Annotated in this window: 15 protein-coding genes; 6 read left to right on the top strand and 9 right to left on the bottom strand. The window is 67.8% G+C overall.

The annotated features are described in order from the left end of the window. Positions 1 to 64: 64 nt before the first annotated feature. From truA to infA, 8 genes are all read right to left on the bottom strand, one after another. The gene (gene truA / locus NA10_RS00395) at positions 65 to 910 is read right to left on the bottom strand and encodes a tRNA pseudouridine(38-40) synthase TruA (protein ID WP_373862319.1); all 846 of its coding nucleotides are present in this window, start codon (positions 908 to 910) and stop codon (positions 65 to 67) included. A gap of 86 nt (positions 911 to 996) precedes the next feature. Continuing rightward, positions 997 to 1,518 (bottom strand): 50S ribosomal protein L17, encoded by a 522-nt coding sequence (gene rplQ / locus NA10_RS00390; protein ID WP_067561716.1) that lies wholly within the window; start codon positions 1,516 to 1,518, stop codon positions 997 to 999. Between the two features lie 47 nt (positions 1,519 to 1,565). Next, complete coding sequence (locus NA10_RS00385) at positions 1,566 to 2,624, bottom strand: DNA-directed RNA polymerase subunit alpha (protein WP_067561714.1); 1,059 nt, start codon at positions 2,622 to 2,624, stop codon at positions 1,566 to 1,568. Between the two features lie 159 nt (positions 2,625 to 2,783). Continuing rightward, positions 2,784 to 3,389, bottom strand: a complete 606-nt coding sequence (gene rpsD / locus NA10_RS00380) for a 30S ribosomal protein S4 (RefSeq protein WP_067561710.1) — start codon at positions 3,387 to 3,389, stop codon at positions 2,784 to 2,786. Between the two features lie 24 nt (positions 3,390 to 3,413). Further along, a complete protein-coding gene (gene rpsK, locus NA10_RS00375) occupies positions 3,414 to 3,827 on the bottom strand; it encodes a 30S ribosomal protein S11 (RefSeq protein ID WP_067561707.1) in 414 nt (137 codons plus the stop codon). Positions 3,828 to 3,836: 9 nt separating this feature from the next. Further along, positions 3,837 to 4,208 carry a 30S ribosomal protein S13 gene (gene rpsM / locus NA10_RS00370; protein WP_067561705.1) on the bottom strand — a complete coding sequence of 124 codons (372 nt, stop codon included), beginning with the start codon at positions 4,206 to 4,208 and terminating at the stop codon, positions 3,837 to 3,839. A 223-nt stretch (positions 4,209 to 4,431) separates the two neighbouring features. Further along, positions 4,432 to 4,545: a 50S ribosomal protein L36 gene (gene rpmJ, locus NA10_RS00365; protein ID WP_067561702.1), complete on the bottom strand. Its 114-nt coding sequence runs from the start codon at positions 4,543 to 4,545 to the stop codon at positions 4,432 to 4,434. Positions 4,546 to 4,664: 119 nt separating this feature from the next. Next, positions 4,665 to 4,886 (bottom strand): translation initiation factor IF-1, encoded by a 222-nt coding sequence (infA, locus tag NA10_RS00360; RefSeq protein WP_040804562.1) that lies wholly within the window; start codon positions 4,884 to 4,886, stop codon positions 4,665 to 4,667. A gap of 3,524 nt (positions 4,887 to 8,410) precedes the next feature. Between infA and NA10_RS00350 the strand changes: the two genes are divergently transcribed. After that, the gene (locus tag NA10_RS00350) at positions 8,411 to 9,337 is read left to right on the top strand and encodes a MinD/ParA family ATP-binding protein (protein WP_373862318.1); all 927 of its coding nucleotides are present in this window, start codon (positions 8,411 to 8,413) and stop codon (positions 9,335 to 9,337) included. Between the two features lie 143 nt (positions 9,338 to 9,480). After that, positions 9,481 to 12,582, top strand: a complete 3,102-nt coding sequence (locus tag NA10_RS00345; protein ID WP_084514165.1) for an NAD-glutamate dehydrogenase domain-containing protein — start codon at positions 9,481 to 9,483, stop codon at positions 12,580 to 12,582. Between the two features lie 53 nt (positions 12,583 to 12,635). Here the strand turns inward: NA10_RS00345 and NA10_RS00340 are convergent, their stop codons facing one another. After that, complete coding sequence (locus NA10_RS00340) at positions 12,636 to 14,162, bottom strand: PucR family transcriptional regulator (protein WP_157555904.1); 1,527 nt, start codon at positions 14,160 to 14,162, stop codon at positions 12,636 to 12,638. A gap of 140 nt (positions 14,163 to 14,302) precedes the next feature. Between NA10_RS00340 and NA10_RS00335 the strand changes: the two genes are divergently transcribed. The 4 genes from NA10_RS00335 to NA10_RS00320 all read left to right on the top strand — a co-directional run bounded on the left by NA10_RS00335 (position 14,303) and on the right by NA10_RS00320 (position 20,344). Beyond that, positions 14,303 to 15,730 carry an aminobutyraldehyde dehydrogenase gene (locus tag NA10_RS00335; protein ID WP_067561694.1) on the top strand — a complete coding sequence of 476 codons (1,428 nt, stop codon included), beginning with the start codon at positions 14,303 to 14,305 and terminating at the stop codon, positions 15,728 to 15,730. A gap of 38 nt (positions 15,731 to 15,768) precedes the next feature. Next, on the top strand, positions 15,769 to 17,109 hold the full coding sequence (gene gabT / locus NA10_RS00330) for a 4-aminobutyrate--2-oxoglutarate transaminase (protein ID WP_067561691.1): 1,341 nt from the start codon (positions 15,769 to 15,771) through the stop codon (positions 17,107 to 17,109). Between the two features lie 19 nt (positions 17,110 to 17,128). Then, positions 17,129 to 18,580 (top strand): NAD-dependent succinate-semialdehyde dehydrogenase, encoded by a 1,452-nt coding sequence (locus NA10_RS00325; protein WP_067561689.1) that lies wholly within the window; start codon positions 17,129 to 17,131, stop codon positions 18,578 to 18,580. Positions 18,581 to 18,712: 132 nt separating this feature from the next. Then, positions 18,713 to 20,344, top strand: coding sequence for an APC family permease (locus NA10_RS00320; RefSeq protein WP_084514164.1), 1,632 nt, complete (start codon positions 18,713 to 18,715; stop codon positions 20,342 to 20,344). Positions 20,345 to 20,364: the final 20 nt, after the last annotated feature.

The following is a 20,364-nucleotide window of genomic DNA, read 5'->3' as shown; positions in this document are numbered from 1 at the left end:
TCCGCGAAATCCAGCGAATTCGCGAATCATGCTCCGCGATAGGCGAATTCGAACACGATAGCGCTCACTCTCCGCAGCACCCCGAAGAATCGGACACGGTACGTATTTCACGGGTCGCCGCATTGCGTGCGGCCAAGTCCGAATCTGCCGGATAGTCCACGGCGACCAGACTCAAACCGTGCGCGGGCGCGACCGTCACCGCACTGGCGCGCTCGCGCTCGTTCAGCAGTCCGGCGACCCACTCCGGCGTCCGCCGCCCCTCGCCTACCGAGAGCACCGCGCCGACCAGACTGCGCACCATGGACCAGCAGAAGGCGTCCGCGGAGACATACGCGGTGAGCAGGTCGCCCTCGCGCTCCCAGTCGAAGCGCTGGAGCTCGCGAATGGTGGTCGCACCCTCGCGGCGGCGGCAGAAGGCCGCGAAATCATGCAGTCCCAATAGCTTTCGGGACGCGGCGGCCATCGCCTCCAGATCCGCCCCGGGGCGGCACGGCACGATATACCGGGACCGCAGCGGTTCCGCGCCGTACGCAGCGGTGGTCAGGCGATACGCGTAATGCCGTCGAATGGCGGAGAACCGGGCGTCGAACTCCGGCGGCGCGAGCCGAACATCCTTGACGCGCACATCCTTCGGCAGGAATCGCGCCAGCCGGTGCACCAGCCGCGGGCCGTCCACCTCGCCGTGCGTATCGAAATGCGCGACCTGACCCTCGGCGTGCACACCGGCATCGGTGCGCCCGGCCACGGTCAACACGATGGGCTCGCGCCGCACCTTGCTCAGCGCCTCCTCCAGTACGCCCTGCACGGTGCGCAGACCGGGCTGGCGGGCCCAGCCGGTGAAGTCGGTGCCGTCATAGCTGATGTCGAGCCGTACCCGAACCGAAATCGGCTCCGGCGCCTGATCGTCCACGGTCACAGCGATCTCCTGGTTAACATGAAGGAAGCCCGCCGACCCGGAGGGGACGGCGGGCTTCCTCATGGAATGAGTCGGGAAGACTAGTCTTCCTTCTTCTCCTCGGCAGCGGCCTCGGCCGGAGCCTCGGCGACGACCTCGGCCTCTTCGACCTCGGCCTCTTCGACCTTGGTCTCCTCGGCCGGAGCCTCGGTGGCCTTCTGCGAAGCGGCGACACGACGGGCACGATCGGCCTCGTTGGTCACGGTCTTCTCGCGGACCAGCTCGATGATCGCCATCGGAGCGTTGTCACCCTTGCGCGGGATGGTCTTGATGATGCGGGTGTAGCCACCCTCACGACCCTCGAACGACGGGCCGATCTCCGCGAACAGAGCGTGCACGACGTCCTTGGAGCGGATCACCTTCATCACCTCGCGACGGTCGGCAAGGGTGCCGGCCTTCGCCTTGGTGACAAGCTTCTCGGCGTAGGGGCGCAGCGCCTTGGCCTTGGACTCGGTGGTCGTGATGCGACCGTGCTCGAAGAGCGCCGTCGCCAGGTTGGCGAAGATCGCCTTCTGGTGCGACGCCGACCCGCCGAAGCGAGCACCCTTCTTGGGCTTGGGCATTGGAATCTCCTGTGTCTAAGACCGTCGGGGCGCCCGCCCCATCCGGCCTAAAGCTGTTCGGTCTCGGCGTAGTCCTGCTCGCCGCTGTCGGTGTCGCTGAACGAACCGCTGTCGCTCCAGGTGCCGCTCGCCGCGTCGTAACCGACGACGGAGGACGGATCGAAGGAGGCCGGGGAGTCCTTGAGAGACAGACCAAGCGAATGCAGCTTGACCTTGACCTCGTCGATGGACTTCTGGCCGAAGTTACGGATATCCAGCAGATCCGATTCGGTGCGGGCGACCAGCTCGCCGACGGTGTGCACTCCCTCGCGCTTGAGGCAGTTGTACGACCGCACGGTCAGATCGAGGTCCTCGATCGGCAGACCGAACGAGGCGATGTGGTCCGCCTCGGCCGGGCTCGGGCCGATCTCGATGCCCTCGGCCTCGACGTTCAGCTCGCGAGCGAGACCGAACAGTTCGACCAGGGTCTTGCCCGCCGACGCCAGCGCATCCCGCGCGGAGATCGAGTTCTTGGTCTCGACATCCAGGATGAGCCGGTCGAAGTCGGTGCGCTGCTCGACACGAGTCGCCTCGACCTTGTAGGTCACCTTCAGAACCGGCGAGTAGATCGAATCCACCGGGATCCGGCCGATTTCCGCACCCGACGCCTTGTTCTGCACGGCAGGAACGTAGCCGCGACCGCGCTCGACAACGAGCTCGATCTCCAGCTTGCCCTTGTCGTTCAGGGTCGCGATGTGCATGTCCGGGTTGTGCACGGTCACGCCGGCCGGGGGGACGATATCCCCGCCGGTGACGGTGCCCGGGCCCTGCTTGCGGACGTACATGGTGACCGGCTCGTCCTCTTCGGACGAGACAACCAGGCCCTTGAGGTTCAGGATGATGTCGGTGACATCTTCCTTCACGCCCGGAACCGTGGTGAACTCGTGCAGCACGCCGTCGATACGAATGCTCGTAACGGCAGCCCCCGGGATCGAGGACAGCAGCGTGCGGCGCAGCGAGTTACCGAGGGTGTAACCGAAACCCGGCTCCAGCGGTTCGATGGTGAACCGCGACCGGTTCTCGGACACAACCTCTTCGGTCAGTGTCGGTCGCTGTGAAATCAGCATGGATTTCTCCTCCTTCGAGCGTCCGCTATTTGACGCTCACGACTGGAAAAGTGAAGTACCACAACCCTTTCGGATTCAGGGCCGGACCCTGATCCCGGAGGGGTGGGGGCGTGAGCCCCCACATTGTGGTCATCCACCAGCGGCGCGTCAGCGCCCCTATTACTTCGAGTAGAACTCGACGATCAGCTGTTCCTGCAGCGGAACATCGATCTGCGCACGCTCGGGGAGCTGGTGCACCAGAATGCGAAGACGGCCGGGAACGACCTGGAGCCAACCCGGAACCGGGCGGTCACCAACGGTTTCGCGCGCAACCTGGAAAGGCAGGGTGCCCAGCGACTTCTCCTTGACATCGATGATGTCGTACTGGGAAACCTGGTAGCTGGGGACGTCGACCTTCACGCCGTTGACCACGAGGTGGCCGTGGCTGACGAGCTGACGAGCCTGACGACGGGTACGGGCCAGACCAGCGCGGTACACGACGTTGTCCAGACGGGTCTCGAGCAGACGCAGCAGGTTGTCGCCGGTCTTGCCCTTCTGGCGGTTCGCCTCTTCGTAGTAGCGGCGGAACTGCTTCTCCATGACGCCGTACGAGAAGCGAGCCTTCTGCTTCTCCTGCAGCTGCATGAGGTATTCGGATTCCTTGATCCGCGCGCGGCCGTGCTGGCCGGGCGGGTAAGGACGACGCTCGAACGCCTGGTCGCCTCCAACGAGGTCAACACGGAGACGACGCGACTTGCGGGTGATGGGGCCTGTATAACGAGCCATGATTCTCTACCTTTTCCTTCCCGCTTAGACGCGACGCCGCTTGGGCGGACGGCAGCCGTTGTGCGGCTGCGGGGTGACATCGGAGATCGTGCCGACCTCCAGGCCCGCGGCCTGGAGCGAACGGATCGCGGTCTCGCGGCCCGAACCCGGGCCCTTCACGAACACGTCGACCTTCTTGACGCCGTGCTCCTGCGCCTTGCGGGCAGCGTTCTCGGCGGCGAGCTGCGCGGCGAACGGGGTCGACTTACGCGAACCCTTGAAGCCGACGTGACCCGAGGACGCCCAAGAGATGACGTTTCCGGCCGGATCGGTGATCGACACGATGGTGTTGTTGAACGTGCTCTTGATGTGCGCGTGGCCGTGCGGGACGTTCTTCTTATCCCGGCGACGCGACTTCTGAGTCTTCTTCGGACCCGAGGTCCGGCTCTTCGGAGGCATACGCTATCCCTACTTCTTCTTGCCGGCGACGGTCTTCTTCGGACCCTTGCGCGTGCGGGCGTTGGTCTTGGTCCGCTGGCCACGCACAGGCAGGCCACGACGGTGGCGCAGACCCTGGTAGCAGCCGATCTCGATCTTGCGGCGGATATCGGCCTGAACCTCGCGGCGCAGGTCGCCTTCCACCTTCAGAGCGGAGCTTTCGATGTAGTCACGCAGAACCGTGACCTGCTCATCGGTGAGGTCCTTGGAGCGGATGTCACCGGAGACGCCGGTGGCTTCCAGGATCTCCTTGGCGCGGGTGCGACCAATGCCGAAGATGTAAGTCAGCGCGATCTCCATGCGCTTTTCGCGCGGGAGGTCAACGCCCATAAGACGTGCCATGTGGCATTTCCTTAATGGTTGCGGAGGTCTGCTCCCTGACCGTCCCCTCGAGTGGGGCCCCGGCCTCCGTACCGGGGGTAGGCCGCCATCCGCCCTCTACAGGACTCGACAACGGCGACTGGCTCTGGGAGTTACTTCTGTGTATCTGCCAATCCGAATCGCGTTCGGTGCTTGGCTGGTGAGCGACCGGAGTTGCCTCCGGCGATCCGGCATGAGACCGAGATCAGCCCTGACGCTGCTTGTGGCGCAGGTTCTCGCAGATCACCATGACCCGACCGTGACGGCGGATCACCTTGCACTTCTCGCAGATCGGCTTGACGCTGGGGTTGACCTTCACGTCAGATCCAATCTGGTTCCGTGTGTTCACTGGCCGTGAACACAGTTTTTCCCCGGCCGGAATGGCCGGGGAAGACCCGGAGCGCGCGGCTCCGGAAATCTAGCGTCCCCCGAGGGAAATCACTTGTAGCGGTAGACGATCCGACCACGGGTCAAGTCGTAGGGCGAAAGCTCCACGACGACGCGATCCTCGGGCAGAATACGGATGTAGTGCTGCCGCATCTTGCCGCTGATGTGCGCGAGAACCTTGTGACCGTTCTCCAGCTCAATCCGGAACATCGCGTTGGGCAATGGTTCGATGACCCGGCCCTCGACCTCGATGGCCCCTTCCTTCTTCGCCATATCCTCCGCGATCCCGTTTCAGGCTGAACCTGGTTGGTTCGAGCTCATCACGTCTATATAGGTCTGCCGTAGTCAAGTGGTGCACTGCGGTGGACCCGGTGCAATACTTCCTTTACGCAGTCGTGGACATGCCACAGCCAGCAGGTAGGTGCACCGCCGACAAAGCTTACCCGTTTCCCCAGATGCGACCAAATACGCCCTGTTCGTAGTGGGCCGGAACACGCTCCGACCCGGCATGCGCGTGCCCGGCGGGATTCCGCGGCCGGGCCGAATGGGTACGGTTACCGTCTAACCGGATGGGTAGGTAACCGCCAAGCTGGGTGGGTGCGAGCTCTCCGAGGCCCGAGCGCGGCACGGGGGAAGATCGCTAAACTACGGCCTGTCCTACCAGACCGCTCAAGCACACGGGGGTTGATGTGAGCCGCAACAACGACGGCCTCCCCATGCTCCCGCCCTGGCTCTCCGAGAGCGACGTCTCCCAATCCGGCTACGAAGCCCCCGTCGAGAACCTCCCCCACGACGACCTCATCCCCGAGGAAAAGTCCCCGCGCCGCCTCTTCGGCCGCCGCAAATCCCGCAAAGACGCCACCCCCGACCAGGACCCCACCCCCACCCGCCAACCCTGGTCCACCTCCGGTGACCTCCCCGCACCCCCCATCACCCCCGAACTCCCCACCGAAACCCGCCGCCCCCAAAGCACCCCGCTACCCGATGCGCGGCGAGCTCCTTCGACCTCCGATGCGCGGCGAGCGCCATCCGGCCCCGAGGTTCAGCAGGGTCCGCACTCGACCACCGCCGCACCTCGAATTCCGCGGTCCCCCGCGCCCACCGGCGGCCCGGCCAACGACGTGCCCTCGCGCTCGGCCCACGACCCGAGCAGCGAACCGCCCTCCGCCGCAGCACGTTTCACCACCCCGCCCGCCCCGGACGCACACCGTGGCACCCCCGCGCCGTCCTTCGGCCAGCCCCGCCCCTCCACCCCGCTCCCCCCGGCCCCACACACCCCGCTCCCCGATGCCCCGACACAGGGCGCACGGCCGCAAGGCGCGCAGCCGGTTGGCCCGCAGCCGGGCACTCGTACGCAGGGACCGACTTCGGGCTCCTTCACGCCCCCGACCGGCGCCCCCGTCATTCCCGATGCGCCGCAACCGACCCCCGCCGCGCAGAGCCAAGACGCGACGACGCGGTACGGCGTACCACCGCAGCTGCCGCCCACGCGGCAGGAGACGCGGCCGGAAGGCACCCAACCCGGCATCCCATCCATTCCCGGCCCGCCACAGCCGAACCCCGCCGCACCGGGCCAGGACGCGACGACGCGTTATAGCGCGGCGTCCGCTCCCGCAGCGAGCGTTGGTGCCCCGCCGAAGCCGTATATCCCGGAATCGCCGTCGTCTGCGGTTCAGCCGGATCCCGTTGCGCAGCGGCCACTCCCGGAGTCCGCGGCGCAGAGCACATCTGGCGTGCCTTCTCAATCGCGGCCGCAACTGCCGGACGCTCCGGGGCAGGGCGGACCGGGACAGGTCGCGGACCCTCGTCTGCACTCGCCGCTGCCGCCGTCGCCGAATAGCGCCGGGACACCGAATGCCGCTGTGGGCGGTGAGCAGTCGGATCCTCTTGCACCGCAGCAGGGTTCATCACAGTCCGGTCGGCGACCGGCGCTTCCCGATGCGCCCGGAGAGGTCGCGAAGAACGGTGCGGGTGCCGCCGGTTCGGTGACGCCACCGCCCGGTGTGCCCGACCTGCCGCCGTCTCCGTCACACGGGGCGGCGACCACGGGGAACAAGGCCGATCTCGGTCCGGGTGGCGCGGTGCCTCCGGAGTTCCCGCTGCCGGGAACAACTGTGGACGACATTCTCGCGCCGCCGCGCGGATCTTCGGCGAGCGCACCCGCGCCGCAGGACGACTCGAAGACCCGAGCCGAGGCTGGATCCGATGTTCCGGCCGCATCCGCCGAGATGACTGTCCGCGTGCCCCTTTCGCCCGCGACGGCTGAAAGCTCCTTCACCGCTGAAGGAGCGGCGGCGGGGCCGGGCACCGGCCGAAATGCCGCACCGGGCGGTCTGCCCGATCCGAGCCTCGGCTCCGTGGCCGACGTTCCGCCCGCTCCGGCGAGCAACGCAGCCGCACAGTCCAGCTCATCGAGTAGCGCGGCCGCACAACCGGACTCGGCGGGTACCACCGGGGAATTGCCCGTGGACAGCGGGCTGGGAACCAATACCGGACGGCACCGGGCAATCGACGTACCGCTGCCGCAGCGACCGGGACCTGTTCCAGAACAGGGCAATTCCCAGTCCAGCCCCTACGGCCCGCGCGGTGGCCAGGGCTCAACCCCCGCCGCGCCGCCGAGCGATGGGCGACAGCGGCCGGCGCCGCCGACACAAAGCCCCGCCGCGCCCGCTCCCCAGGGCACCGCCCCGCACGGAACCGCGCCCAGCCCACAGGGATCCAGCCCGGCAGGCCAACCTTCCGCACCCCATGGCGGCGCAACCGGCCCCCACGGCCCCGGACATCAGGGCGCGCACACCGGCAGCTTCCCGATCACCGCACCCGGCGGACCGGGAATGGCCGCATGGAACCAAAGTCCATATGCACCCCGCCAAGGTTCGCCCGCCGCACCACAGGACGCCGCCCCCAGTGCTCCGGCCCAAGGCACCCCCGGCACCCCGCCGCAGGGCGCCCGGACCGCGCCGCATCAAGGTGATTCGGGTGCGCCCCCGCAGGGCGGAGCGACTCGATCGCCGTTGGGCTCCACACGGGTGCCGGGGACCAACTGGGCTCCCAATCCGCTCATGTCGGGGCCGAATACTTGGCAGCACCCCGCGCTGGGCGAAAATGGCGGTGACGCAGCGAATTCGGGTGGAGCCGCGGGGCGGAACGGGGAGGGCGGTTCACCTGCCGTCGCGACCAGCAATGGCGGGCCGGAGTCGGTTGCCGATCAGCCTCCGGGCGTGAATCGCGACGCATCCGGTGACGCACCGGGGCAGGCGACGTGGGGCGCACCGGGAGCCGGGAAGGCCGGTGGCGATTCTCGTACCCTCGGTCAGCCGGATCCCGTTGCGATGCAGCCTGATTCAGGTGTATCGCCAGGTGTCGCCGACGGACGACAGTCGCACCAGCCTGGTGGATATGGGCAGCCGACGACGAGCGGCTACGGATACGCGGATGGCCCCGGACAGGGTCTGCGGCCTGGCGTAGACGGCCAGGGACAGCACCCTGGCGGGTATGGGCAAGGCCAGCTCGGTGCGAACGGCGAGGGACAGCGGCCCGCTCCGTTCGTTGAGGGACAGCGGCCCGCCCCATATGTTGAGGGACAGCAGCCCGCTCCCTACGGCGGGAGCCAGCCCGGTCTGTCCGGGGCGGGGCAGCAGGCTGGACCTTACGGGCCGGGGCAGCAGGCTGGTCATTATGGCGATGGGCAGCAGGCTTATTCGCCGGGGCAGCAGGCTGGCGGGTATGGGCAGCCGGGTGGGTATGTGCCGCCTTCCGCGCCTTTGCAGTTCGGGGTGGGGCGGCAGGGGCAGCCTTTGCCGTCGTTGGATGATGTGCCGTTGCGGCGGGCCAAGAAGGCGCCGGGGTCGGGGTGGCGGCGGGCTGTGCACCATGTATCGGGTGGGGCCATCAATCCGGGGTTGTCGGCTGAGGAGCGGCGGCTGCAGGAGTTGGTGGCTCGAATTCGGCAGCCGGTGCGCGGGGATTACCGGATCGCGGTGTTGTCGTTGAAGGGCGGGGTGGGCAAGACCACGACCACCATGGGGTTGGGGTCGATCTTCTCGTCGATTCGCGGGGACCGGGTGATCGCGGTGGACGCGAATCCGGATTTCGGGACGCTCTCGCAGCGGGTGCCGTTGCAGACGCGCTCGACGGTGCGGGATCTGCTGCTGGACCCGGGCATTCAGCGGTATTCGGATGTGCGCAGGCATACCTCTCAGGCCGGTAGCCGCCTGGAAGTGCTTGCGAGCGAACGCGATCCGGCGGCGTCGGAGGCGTTCAGCGAGGACGAGTACCGCAGCGTGGCGCGCATTCTGCAGCGCTTCTACAACATCATCCTGACCGATTGCGGTACGGGACTGATGCATTCGGCCATGGCGGGCGTACTGGATCTCGCGCACTCGCTGGTGCTGATCTCGTCCTCGGCGATCGACGGCGCGCGCAGCGCCGCCGCCACCCTGGATTGGCTGTCCCTGCACGGGCACGACCACCTGGTCCGCAATGCGGTCGTGGTGATCAACCTGCCCCGCCCGGGCGCGGCGACGGTCGGCATCAATCAGCTCCGCGACTACTTCCTGTCGCGGTGCCGCGCGGTGCACATCATCCCGTACGACTCGCATCTCGGCGAGGGCGCGGAGATCGATCTGACCCGCCTGCAGAAGGACACCAAGCGCGCGTACGTCGAGTTGGCCGCCACGGTGGCCGACGATTTCGCCACCGATCACCGCCGCTATCGCGGCTGAGGTCCGCCCTGGTCCCGGCCCGCGCATGGACGAAACGGCGCGGCGCGCACCGCGCGCTGCACCGGTTTGTCCACTGTGTCCTGCGTCTCTTTGCGGCAGATTAACTGCGACACCATAAGGTCACGCGCAGGGAGTTGAGTCAGATGCATCTCGGAGCAGCCGTCGGCATGCTGGACGAGGATCGGATGGAGGCCGCGCCGCGGCTCGAATTCGATCCTGGTTCGCAGCCGCCCGGCGCAAGGCTGGTCTGGCAGGGCGCCACGGCGTCGCTGACCGAGCTGATCGAGATCTTTTCCGCACTGGGTCTACACGTCACCACCCATGAGGTGGATACCGATGGCGTGCATACCGAACACCGATTCACGTTCCGCCCCACCGCTTTCGAGCTCACCGAGCCGATGGCGCGACTGCTGGCGGAGGCTTTCGCGGCCGCCGCCGAGGGCGAGTTCGAGATCGACGGATTCACCGGTTTGACCGCCTCGGCCGCACTGCCGTGGCGCGATGTGGTGCTGGTGCGCGCGGCCTGCCGCTATCTGCGGCAGGCGGGGCTGCGCCTGGGCGGTCCGACGATCGCCGAAATCCTCACCGCGCATTCGGATTTCGTGCGCGCGTTCGTGGCGCTGTTCCATGCCCGCTTCGATCCGGCGCATACCGATCGCACCGCACTGGTCGATGCCGCCGACGCCGAGGTCCGTCACCGTCTGGAGGCCGCGACCACGCTGCCCGAGGATCAGTTGCTGCGCGGCCTGTACACCTTCTGCGCGGCGGTGTTGCGCACCAACTGGTTTCAACCGAGCCGCGCGGTCGCCGCGTTCAAAATCGATCCGGCACGACTGTCGCTGTCGTCCCCGATCACCCCGTATCGCGAGATCTTCGTACACTCCACCCGCGTCGAGGGCAGCCATGTCCGCAGCGGTGTGATCGCCCGCGGCGGTCTGCGCTGGTCCGATCGCGTGGATGATTTCCGCACCGAGGTGCTGGGCCTGATGAAGACCCAGACGGTGAAGAACTCGGTCATCGTCCCCATGGGCGCGAAGGGCGCGTTCGTGGTGCGCGGTGGCGTCACCGATCCGGCCTCGGTGGAGTACGCCTACGCCGCGTTCATCGGCGGTCTGCTCGATGTCACCGACAATATCGTCGAGGGTGTCATCACATCCCCGCCGCGCACCGTGGTCTACGACGATCCGGATTCCTATCTGGTGGTGGCCGCGGACAAGGGCACCGCGCGCTTCTCCGATCTGGCGAATTCCATTGCGGTGGCACGCGGTTTCTGGCTGGGTGACGCGTTCGCCTCGGGTGGTTCGACCGGCTACGACCACAAGGCGCTCGGCATTACCGCACGCGGCGCCTGGCGTTCGATTCGCCAGCACTTCGCCGAACTCGGCATCGATCCGGAGGTGCAGCCGTTCACGGTCTCCGGTATCGGCGATATGTCCGGCGATGTCTTCGGCAATGGCATGTTGGAGACCGAGTGCATCCGCCTGGTCGCCGCCTTCGACCACCGGCACATCTTCCTGGATCCCGATCCGGACCCGGTCGTGTCATACAGGGAGCGCACCCGCCTGGCCGCGCTGGAGCGCAGCAGCTGGGCCGATTACGATCGCGCCCTCATCTCCGAGGGCGGCGGCGTCTGGCCGCGCACCGCGAAGTCGGTGCCGCTGTCCCCGCAGGTGCGTGCGCGCCTGGGCGTCACCGCGACCGAACTGCCTGCCCCCGAACTGATTCGGGCCATGCTGAGCGCCGAGGTCGACCTGCTCTTCAACGGCGGTATCGGCACCTACGTCCGAGCCCGGGCCGAACTCGACGCCGAGGTCGCGGACCCGTCCAATGACGAGGTGCGCATCACCGCCGACCGACTGCGCTGCCGAGTCGTCGGCGAGGGCGGCAATCTGGGCCTGACCCAGCAGGCGCGTATCGAATTCGCGGTGGCGGGCGGCAAGGTGAACGCCGATTTCATCGACAATGCCGCGGGTGTAGCCACCTCCGACCGCGAGGTGAATCTCAAGATCGCCCTGGATACCGCGGTGGCGGAAGGTCTTTCGACGGTCGCCGAGCGCAATAGACTGCTGGCCGCCAATGCCGACGCGGTGGCGCGGGCCGTGCTCGCGGACTGCGATCGCCAGGCGCTGGCCATCAGCCTGGCCGAGGCGCACGCCCCGTTCCTGATCGACAGGCACGGCCGCCTGATCGAAAACCTGGAGCAGGCAACCGATCTCGACCGCGCCCTGGAGTTCCTGCCCACCACGGCGGAACTGACCGCCCGCCGCCGCGCGGGCAAGGGCCTGGTGCGACCGGAGATCGCCGTCCTGCTGGCAACCGCCAAAAACCTCGTCCGCGAGGAACTTCTGGCCTCGGACGCCCTGACCGACCCGGTCGTCGCCGGAACTTTGGCGGGCTACTTCCCCGAGAAGATCCGCACCCTGCTGGGTGATCGCCTGCTGCACGAGCATCCGGTGGCCCGCGAAATCGTCGCGGTGGCGGCGGCGAATCAGGTGATCAACCGGGTCGGCCCCGGCATGATCCACCGCTTGGAGGAGCGCCTCGGCGCGGGCACCCCGCAGATCGTGCTGGCCTGCACGGTCGTCGACGAGGTGCTGGACGTCGACCGCTGGTGGCGTGAGGCCCTGGCGATGCCGGGCGTCTCCCCCCAGGTCCGCATGGGCGTCCTCAAGGGCATCCAGGATGCGGTCGAACAGGCGACAGCCTGGCTGCTCACGCATCGCGCCGCGGATTCCTGGTCCGCCGAGATCGACCGGCACGCAGCACTTGTCGCCGAGTTGATCGCGGTCCTGCCCCGCCCGGGCGGTCACTCCGGCCGTGACCTGGCGAACCTGCGCCTGCTCTCCCAGGCCCTGCCCCTGAGCGATACCGCCCGCCGCACCGATCTCCCGGTGGCCCTGGTCGCCCAGACCTACCGCGAACTCGGCGAATTGATCGGCCTGGATTGGCTGGCGACCACCTTCGCCACCACCCGCACCTCCGACCACTGGGAAACTCTGGCCGCCGCGGTCCTGGCCGACGAACTCCAATCCCGTTGGCACACACTGGTGGCCGCGGTCCTGACCGACGCCGCACCCGGCGATGCGGCCCGCGACCACGTGACCGATTGGAAATCCACCCCCGCCGCCCTGCGCCTGGTCGAGCTGGTCGCCCGCCTACGCCGCTCGGGCACAGTCGACATCGCCCGCCTCTGCGTAGTCAACGCCGAACTGGCCACCGCCGCCCTCCCCACCGAACACCTCTGACTGACCCGATGACGCGGGCTGCCTGTCCGCCCGGAAGCAGCCCCGTGAAAGGGTCAGCGACGGGCGATTACGGCCAGCAGGAGTTCCGCGCGCACCAGCGCTTGGTCCAATTGCACGCCCAGGACGGATTCGATCTTGGCGATTCGACTGCGCAGCGTATGCCGATGGACGCCGAGAGCCGTTGCGGCGGTTTCCCATTGGCCGTGCGCTTCGAGGTAGGCGCGCAGTGAGGCGATCAGGTCGGTGCCGTGGCGCTCGTCGTAGTCGACCAGCGGTTGCAGCATGGCCTCGGAGACCGCGCTGAGTACGCGCCGGGCTTCGGGGAAGGCCAGCAGGGCATGTCCCGCGAGAGCGGCCAGTTCGAGCGGGCGCGCACCGGGCAGCGCCGCGGAGGAGGCCAATTCGGCATGTTCCATGGCGGAATTGAAGCGGCGCAGCGGATGTGGGGCGCTGAGTCCGGCGCGAATGGTCGCGCGTACTTCGGCGGGTATTCCGGCCAGGAGTTGTTCGGCGGTCTCCTCGGTGTCCGAGCCCGGCAGCAGGATGGCGGCCCGGTTCCCCGCCAGATGCGCGAAGAGCTGCCGATTCATCGGATGCAGCTGGGTGTCAACGCTTTCCAATGCCCGACTGGCATCGGCGGGGTTGGTACACCAGAGCACCAGCGCGCGAATCCGCCCGGTGCGATCGGCGGCCGTGGCCAGGTGCTGCCACATGATGTCCGGGTCGCCCGGTTCATCCAGCAGCATCACCATGGCCTGGGAGTTCAACCGGTTCTGCGCGATTCGCAATCGCGCGGGCTTCTCGAAATCGAGGGCGAGCAGGGAGCTGGCATGACCCAGCAGCACCTGATCGACCGAGCTGAGCGCGGTGGCGGTGACGACGGCGAGATGCCCGTGCACGGTCTGTCCGGCTGTAATGGCTTGCAGCACAATGTATTGCCCTGATGGCAGCTGAATGACCCCGCTACCGGCTCCATCGCTTCGAGTGGAGAGGAATTCGCCGATCCGCTCGAATATCTCGGCCGCGGGCTGCCGCGGATGCGCCTCGGAGATCGCCCCGTCCGCACCGACCACCAGGACGGTGGCCGACAGCGCGGCGGACAGCTCCTTGATCACCGCGCGCGGCCCCTGGATCGCCGCGCGGGTCATGCGCGGCTGGGCGCGGGAGGCGCGCAGCACCTTCTCGTATTCCTGCTCGGCGAGCCGCTGCATGACCTTCTTTGTGATCGCGCCGAAGGGTGTCGGCAGCGGCACCTCGAACAGCGGCAGCCCGAGCCGATCGGCGGTCTCGACCAGATCCTCGGGCACGGTTTCGTGCGAGAGCCCGACCCCGAATCCGACCCCGGCGACCCCCGCCCGGTCGAGCTCTTCGAGATAGCGCAGTCGGTCCGCGCGACTGAGCGGCAACCCCATTCCGGTGGTGAGCACCAGCTCGCCGCCGGAGAGCCACTGCTGGGCATCGGTGAGCTCGGAGGTCAGGGCGAGCGTGATGGTGCGTCCCAGCCCGCTACCGCCCCCTTTGAGCACGAGCCCGAGCTCGGGTTGGGACAGTACCCATCGGACCGGAATTCCCGCGTTCACAGCGCTCCCGTAGCAAACTGGACAGATTGTCGAAACCTGATTCTGCCCGCACGCCGATCCGGCGGGTGACGCGGGGGTGTGTCGCACAGCACACTGGCTGGCAACAGCACAGCACTCCCCACCAACGAGATCGGGCACACATGACTGACATGCTTCGCAACTACATCGACGGCCGGTTCGTAGCCGCGACCGCCTCGGAGTCGTTCGAACTGATCAGCCCGGTGGACGAATCGGTGACCGGTCGCAGCCCGATCTCCGGCCCGGCCGATATCGAAGCCGCCGTGGCCGCCGCCGCCCGCGCCTTCCCGGCGTGGAAGGCGAGCACCCCGAGTCAGCGTCAGGCCGCGCTGCTGAAGCTGGCAGATGCCATCGAGGCCAACTCCGACGCCATCGTCGAGGCGCAGTGCCGCGACACCGGCCAGCCCAAGCATCTGGTCGCCGCCGAGGAGGTGGCCGCCGGCGCCGATCATCTGCGCTTCTTCGCCGGTGCCGCCCGCATGCTCGAGGGCAAGTCCGCGGGCGAGTACATGGCGGGCTTCACCTCGTACGTCCGCCGCGAACCGGTCGGCGTCATCGGCCAGGTGACCCCCTGGAACTACCCGTTCATGATGGCCGTCTGGAAGATCGGCCCGGCGCTGGCGACCGGAAACACCGTGGTGCTCAAGCCGAGTGACACCACCCCGGGCAGCACCCTGGTACTCGCCGAGCTGACACGGGGCATCCTCCCCGACGGCGTGCTCAATGTCGTGCTCGGGACCGCGGCCAGCGGCGCGGCCCTGGTGAGCCATCCGCGCCTGGACATGGTGGCCATCACCGGTTCGGTGCGCGCGGGTATCGCGGTGGCGACCGCGGCGGCCGAGCAGGTCAAGCGGGCGCACCTGGAACTCGGCGGCAACGCCCCGGTGGTGGTGTTCGGTGACGCCGATCTGGCGACCGCCGCGGACCGCATCGGCGATGCCGCGTTCTTCAACGCCGGTCAGGACTGCACCGCCGCCACCCGCGTGCTGGTGCACGAATCGGTGCACGATGAGCTGGTCGCGGCACTGGTGAAGAAGGCCCAGACCGTGAAGCCCGGCCTGCCGGACGATACCGAGGCCGCGTACGGCCCGCTCAACAATATCCGCCACTTCGAGTCGGTGACCGGCAAGCTCGCGGCCCTGCCCGCGCACGCCACCATCGCCACCGGAGGTAATCGCGTGGGCGACAAGGGTTTCTACCTTGCGCCCACCATTGTCACCGGCCTCCGCCAGGACGATCCGATCGTGCGGGAGGAGACCTTCGGCCCGGTGATCACGGTGCAGTCCTTCACCGACGAGGCGCAGGCGATCCAGCTCGCCAACGATGTCGACTACGGCCTGGCTTCGAGTGTGTGGACTCGGGATCACGGTGTGGTGCAGCGCGTTTCGGCCGCCCTGGACTTCGGTGCGGTGTGGGTGAACTGCCATATCCCGCTGGTGGCGGAGATGCCGCACGGCGGTTTCAAGCGTTCGGGCTACGGCAAGGACCTCTCCGCGTACGGCGTGGAGGACTACACCCGCATCAAGCACGTCATGAGCGCGCACGACTGAGCATCGCCCCTAAAACCCTTTCCGCAGAAGGATTCTCAATGACCGAGATCAGCTACCGGCTCCCGCAGCAGCGGGTGCTGAACACCGCCCTACCGGGCCCGCGCTCGCAGGAGCTGGCCGCGCGCCGCAAGGCCGCCGTCGCCGCGGGTGTGGGTTCGACCGCGCCGGTGTACGCCGCGGACGCCGACGGCGGCGTCATCGTGGATGTGGACGGCAACTCCCTCATCGATCTCGCCGCCGGTATCGCGGTCACCAATGTCGGCGCCTCGCACCCGAAAGTGGTCGCGGCGGTGCAGGAACAGATCGAGCGTTTCGCGCACACCTGTTTCATGGTGACCCCGTACGAGGCGTACATCGCGGTCTGCGAACAGCTGGCCGAGCTCACCCCCGGTGATCACGAGAAGCGCAGCGTGCTCTTCAACTCCGGCGCGGAAGCCGTCGAGAACGCGATCAAGGTGGCGCGCCTGGCCACCAATCGCACCGCGGTGGTCGCCTTCGATCACGCGTACCACGGTCGCACCAACCTGACCATGGCGCTGACCGCGAAATCCATGCCGTACAAGGCGCATTTCGGCCCGTTCGCGCCCGAGGTGTACCGCATGCCCATGTCGTACCCGTTCCGCGACGGCGGTCTGGACGGCGTAGCCGCTGCCCGCGAGGCGATTTCGCGCATCGAGAAGCAGATCGGCGCGGATTCGGTCGCCGCGATCATCATCGAGCCGATCCAGGGCGAGGGCGGATTCATCGTTCCGGCGGCCGGATTCCTGCCGACCCTGGCCGAATGGGCGCGCGCCAACGGTGTGGTCTTCATCGCCGATGAGGTGCAGACCGGTTTCGCCCGCACCGGCGACTGGTTCGCCTGCGACGCCGAAGGTGTTGTCCCGGACATCATTACGATGGCCAAGGGTATCGCCGGTGGTATGCCGCTGAGCGCCATCACCGGTCGCGCCGACCTCCTCGACGCCGTGCACGCGGGCGGCCTGGGCGGCACCTACGGCGGTAACCCGGTGGCCTGCGCCGCCGCGCTGGCCGCCATCGACGCCATTCGCGAACATGACCTGCCCGCCCGCGCCCGCCATATCGGCGATGTCTCGCTGGCTCGTTTCCATGCACTGGCACAGCGGGTTCCGGCCATCGGCGATGTGCGCGGCCGGGGCGCGATGCTGGCCCTGGAGTTCATCCGCCCCGGCACCACCGAGCCCGATGCCGCGCTCACCGCCGCCATCGCCAAGCGCTGCCTGGAGCAGGGTGTGATCACCCTGACCTGCGGCACCTTCGGCAATGTGATCCGCCTGCTGCCCCCGCTGGTGATCAGCGACGAGCTACTCGACGAGGCGCTGACGGTGCTCTGCACCGCCATCAGCGACCTCGCCGCCTGAATTACGGTCAGGGAGAACAATGTTGGAGTATGACCGGATCAGCGGCCTCATCCCCACCGGTGTGTGGATCGACGGCAGGTCCGAACCCGCCACCACCACCTTCGAGGTGCGCAATCCCGCCACCGGCGAGCTGCTCACCGAGGTCGCCGACGGCACCGCCGCAGATGCCCTGCGCGCTCTCGACTCGGCCTGCCGCGTCCAATCGGCCTGGGCCGCAACGGCTCCGCGCGAGCGTTCGGCGATTCTGCGCCGGGCCTGGGAGATCTTGATCGATCGCACCGAGGAGATCGCCCTCCTCATGACCTTGGAGATGGGCAAGACCCTCGCCGAGGCGCGCGGTGAGGTCGCCTACGGCGGCGAATTCCTGCGCTGGTTCAGCGAGGAGGCCGTGCGCATCGGCGGCCGCTACACCGACTCCCCCGCCGGGACCGGCCGCATTCTGGTCACCCAGCGGCCGGTCGGCCCGGTCCTGGCCATCACGCCGTGGAACTTCCCGCTGGCCATGGGTTCTCGCAAGATCGGCCCGGCGCTGGCCGCGGGCTGCACGGTGATCGTGAAGCCCGCCGAGGACACCCCGCTCACCATGCTGGCCCTCGCCCAGATCTTCGCCGAGGCCGGTCTCCCCGAAGGCGTGCTCTCCGTAATTCCCGGCAGCGATGCCTCCGCGATCACCGCGCCGCTGCTCGCCGATCCGCGACTGCGCAAGGTGACCTTCACCGGTTCCACCCGGGTGGGCAAGCTGCTGCTGAAACAGGCCGCCGACACTGTGCTGCGCACCTCCATGGAATTGGGCGGCAATGCCCCCTTCATCGTCTTCGAGGACGCCGATCTGGAGCAGGCGCTGGCCGGTGCCATGGCGGCCAAGATGCGCAATGGCGGCGAGGCGTGCACCGCGGCGAACCGTATCTACGTGCACAATTCGATCCGCGAGGAGTTCGCTTCCCGGCTGGCCGAGAAGATCGGCGCACTGCGCGTCGGCCCCGGCCACGAGCCGGGCGTGGACACCGGCCCGCTCATCAATGAGCGCCAGCGCAATAGCGTCGCCGCCCTGGTGGAGGATGCCGTCGCGGCCGGAGCCGTAGTCCGCACCGGCGGTAAGGCGATCGACGGGCCGGGCTGGTTCTTCCAGCCGACCGTGCTCGACGAGGTGCCGCGCACCGCCCGCATGCACCGCGAGGAGATCTTCGGACCCGTCGCAGCCATCTACGGCTTCGACAGCGAGGAAGACGTCGTGGCCGCGGCCAATGACACCGAATACGGTTTGGCCGCCTACTTCTACACCCGGGATCTCGATCGGGCCCTGCGGGTTTCGAGCGCGCTGGAGGCCGGCATGGTCGGCGTGAATCGCGGCGTCATCTCCGATCCGGCGGCCCCGTTCGGCGGCGTCAAGCAGTCCGGTCTGGGCAGCGAGGGTGGGTCCGAAGGGATTCACGAATACCTCGACACCAAATACGTCGCGCTGACGCGCTGATGTCATCGGCACCCCGGCCCCTGTGCCGGATCAGGTGCCACCCCGCTGTCCGGCACCGCCGCCGGACAGCGGCTCTCCACCGGCGAGGTGGGTGCTTTCGCGGTACCGCCGGACCCAGTACGAGGAGCTTGGATGCTCGTGCAGAACGCTTCCGAGGCGACAGTGCCGTCGCGTGATACCAACGATGCCGAGGGCGGTGCCAGCGGCGCCGCCGCCGCCAGCGGCAGTGCCCATGTTGCCGCAGGCGGCAAGGGCTTGGCCACCAACAAGGTCGGGACCTTCGCCGGCGCCATCCTGAGTATCGCGTCCATCGCGCCCGCCTACACCACCACCGCCAGTATGGGCTTGATCGTGGCCGCGGTCGGCCTGAAGATGCCCGCACTGTTGATCGCCGGGTTCATCCCGATGTTCCTGGCCGCCTACGCCTATCGGGAATTCAGTGCCGAAACCCCGGACTGCGGAGCCTCTTTCACCTGGTCCGCCCGCTCGCTCGGCCCGTACGTCGGCTGGATGGCGGGATGGGGTTCGGTGATCGCCGTCGTCATCGTGCTGGCCAATATCGCGGCCGTCGGCGCGGAGTTCTTCTATCTGTTCGTCGGGCGGCTGGCCCATTCGGAATTCCTTGCCACGCTTGGCGATAACAAGCTCATCAATATCGTGACCACGCTGGCGTTCCTGGCGGCGGCGGGCTGGGCGGCCAGTCGCGGCATCAGCTCGAGTGAGCGCGCACAGTATGTCCTGGTCGGTTTCCAGCTCGTCGTACTGCTGTTGTTCGCCGGTATCGCACTGACCAAGGCCGTCACCGGTGACGCCCCCTCCGGCCTGAGTTTCGATATCGACTGGTTCAACCCCTTCACCGGACTCACCCTGGGTGCGTTCGCGATCGGCCTGGTCGGTTCGGTCTTCATGTACTGGGGCTGGGATACCGCGCTGACGCTCGGCGAGGAGTGCAAGGATCCCAAGCGCACCCCGGGCCGCGCGGGACTGCTGTCCATCCTGACCGTGCTCTGCACCTACCTGCTGCTGGCCGTCGCACTCATGTGGTTCGCCGGTGTCGGCGATACCGGGATCGGTCTGAGCAGCCCGGACACCACCAACAATGTCTTCGGCGCACTGGCCGAGCCGGTCATGGGCGGCGCGGGTGAGCTGCTGCTGTTCCTGGCGGTCCTGGTCTCGGCCATCGCCAGCCTGCAGGCCACCTTCCTGCCCGCCGCCCGCGCCATGCTCGCCATGGGCACCTTCAAGGCGCTGCCGGAGCGGTTCGCCACCGTGCATCCCACCTATCAGGTGCCGCGGTTCAGCACCGCTGTCGCCGCCGTGGTCGCGGGTGGTTTCTATACGATCACCGCGCTGCTGTCCGAGCATGTGCTGCTGGATACCATTGCGGCGCTGGGCATCATGATCTGCTGGTACTACGGCATCACCGCCTTCGCAGCGGTCTGGTACTTCCGCAGGCAGTGGTTCTCCTCGGCCCGCGACTTCGTCTTCAAACTGCTGTTCCCGCTGCTGGGCGGCACCATGCTGCTGGTGGTCTTCGTGATCTCGGTGCGGGAGAGCCTCAAGCCCGAGGTCGGCAGTGGCGCTTCGATTTTCGGTATCGGCCTGGTGTTCTACCTGGGCTTCGGGATTCTGGCGCTGGGCGCGGTGCTGATGCTGGTGCAGCGGCTGCGCGATCCGGAGTTCTTCCGCGGCCGGACCCTGCCGAAGGCGATCTCCGGCGATCCCATGCCGGTCCCCGAAGCGCCGCATCTGAGCTCGCTGTAGCGAATACCGCACTCCCCCAG

The sequence above is a fragment of the Nocardia acidivorans NBRC 108247 genome (assembly GCF_001625085.1).
In the GTDB taxonomy this organism is placed as follows: domain Bacteria; phylum Actinomycetota; class Actinomycetes; order Mycobacteriales; family Mycobacteriaceae; genus Nocardia; species Nocardia acidivorans.
Note: the sequence above shows the minus strand (reverse complement) of the source record. Positions and strands in the feature narration are given on the sequence as shown.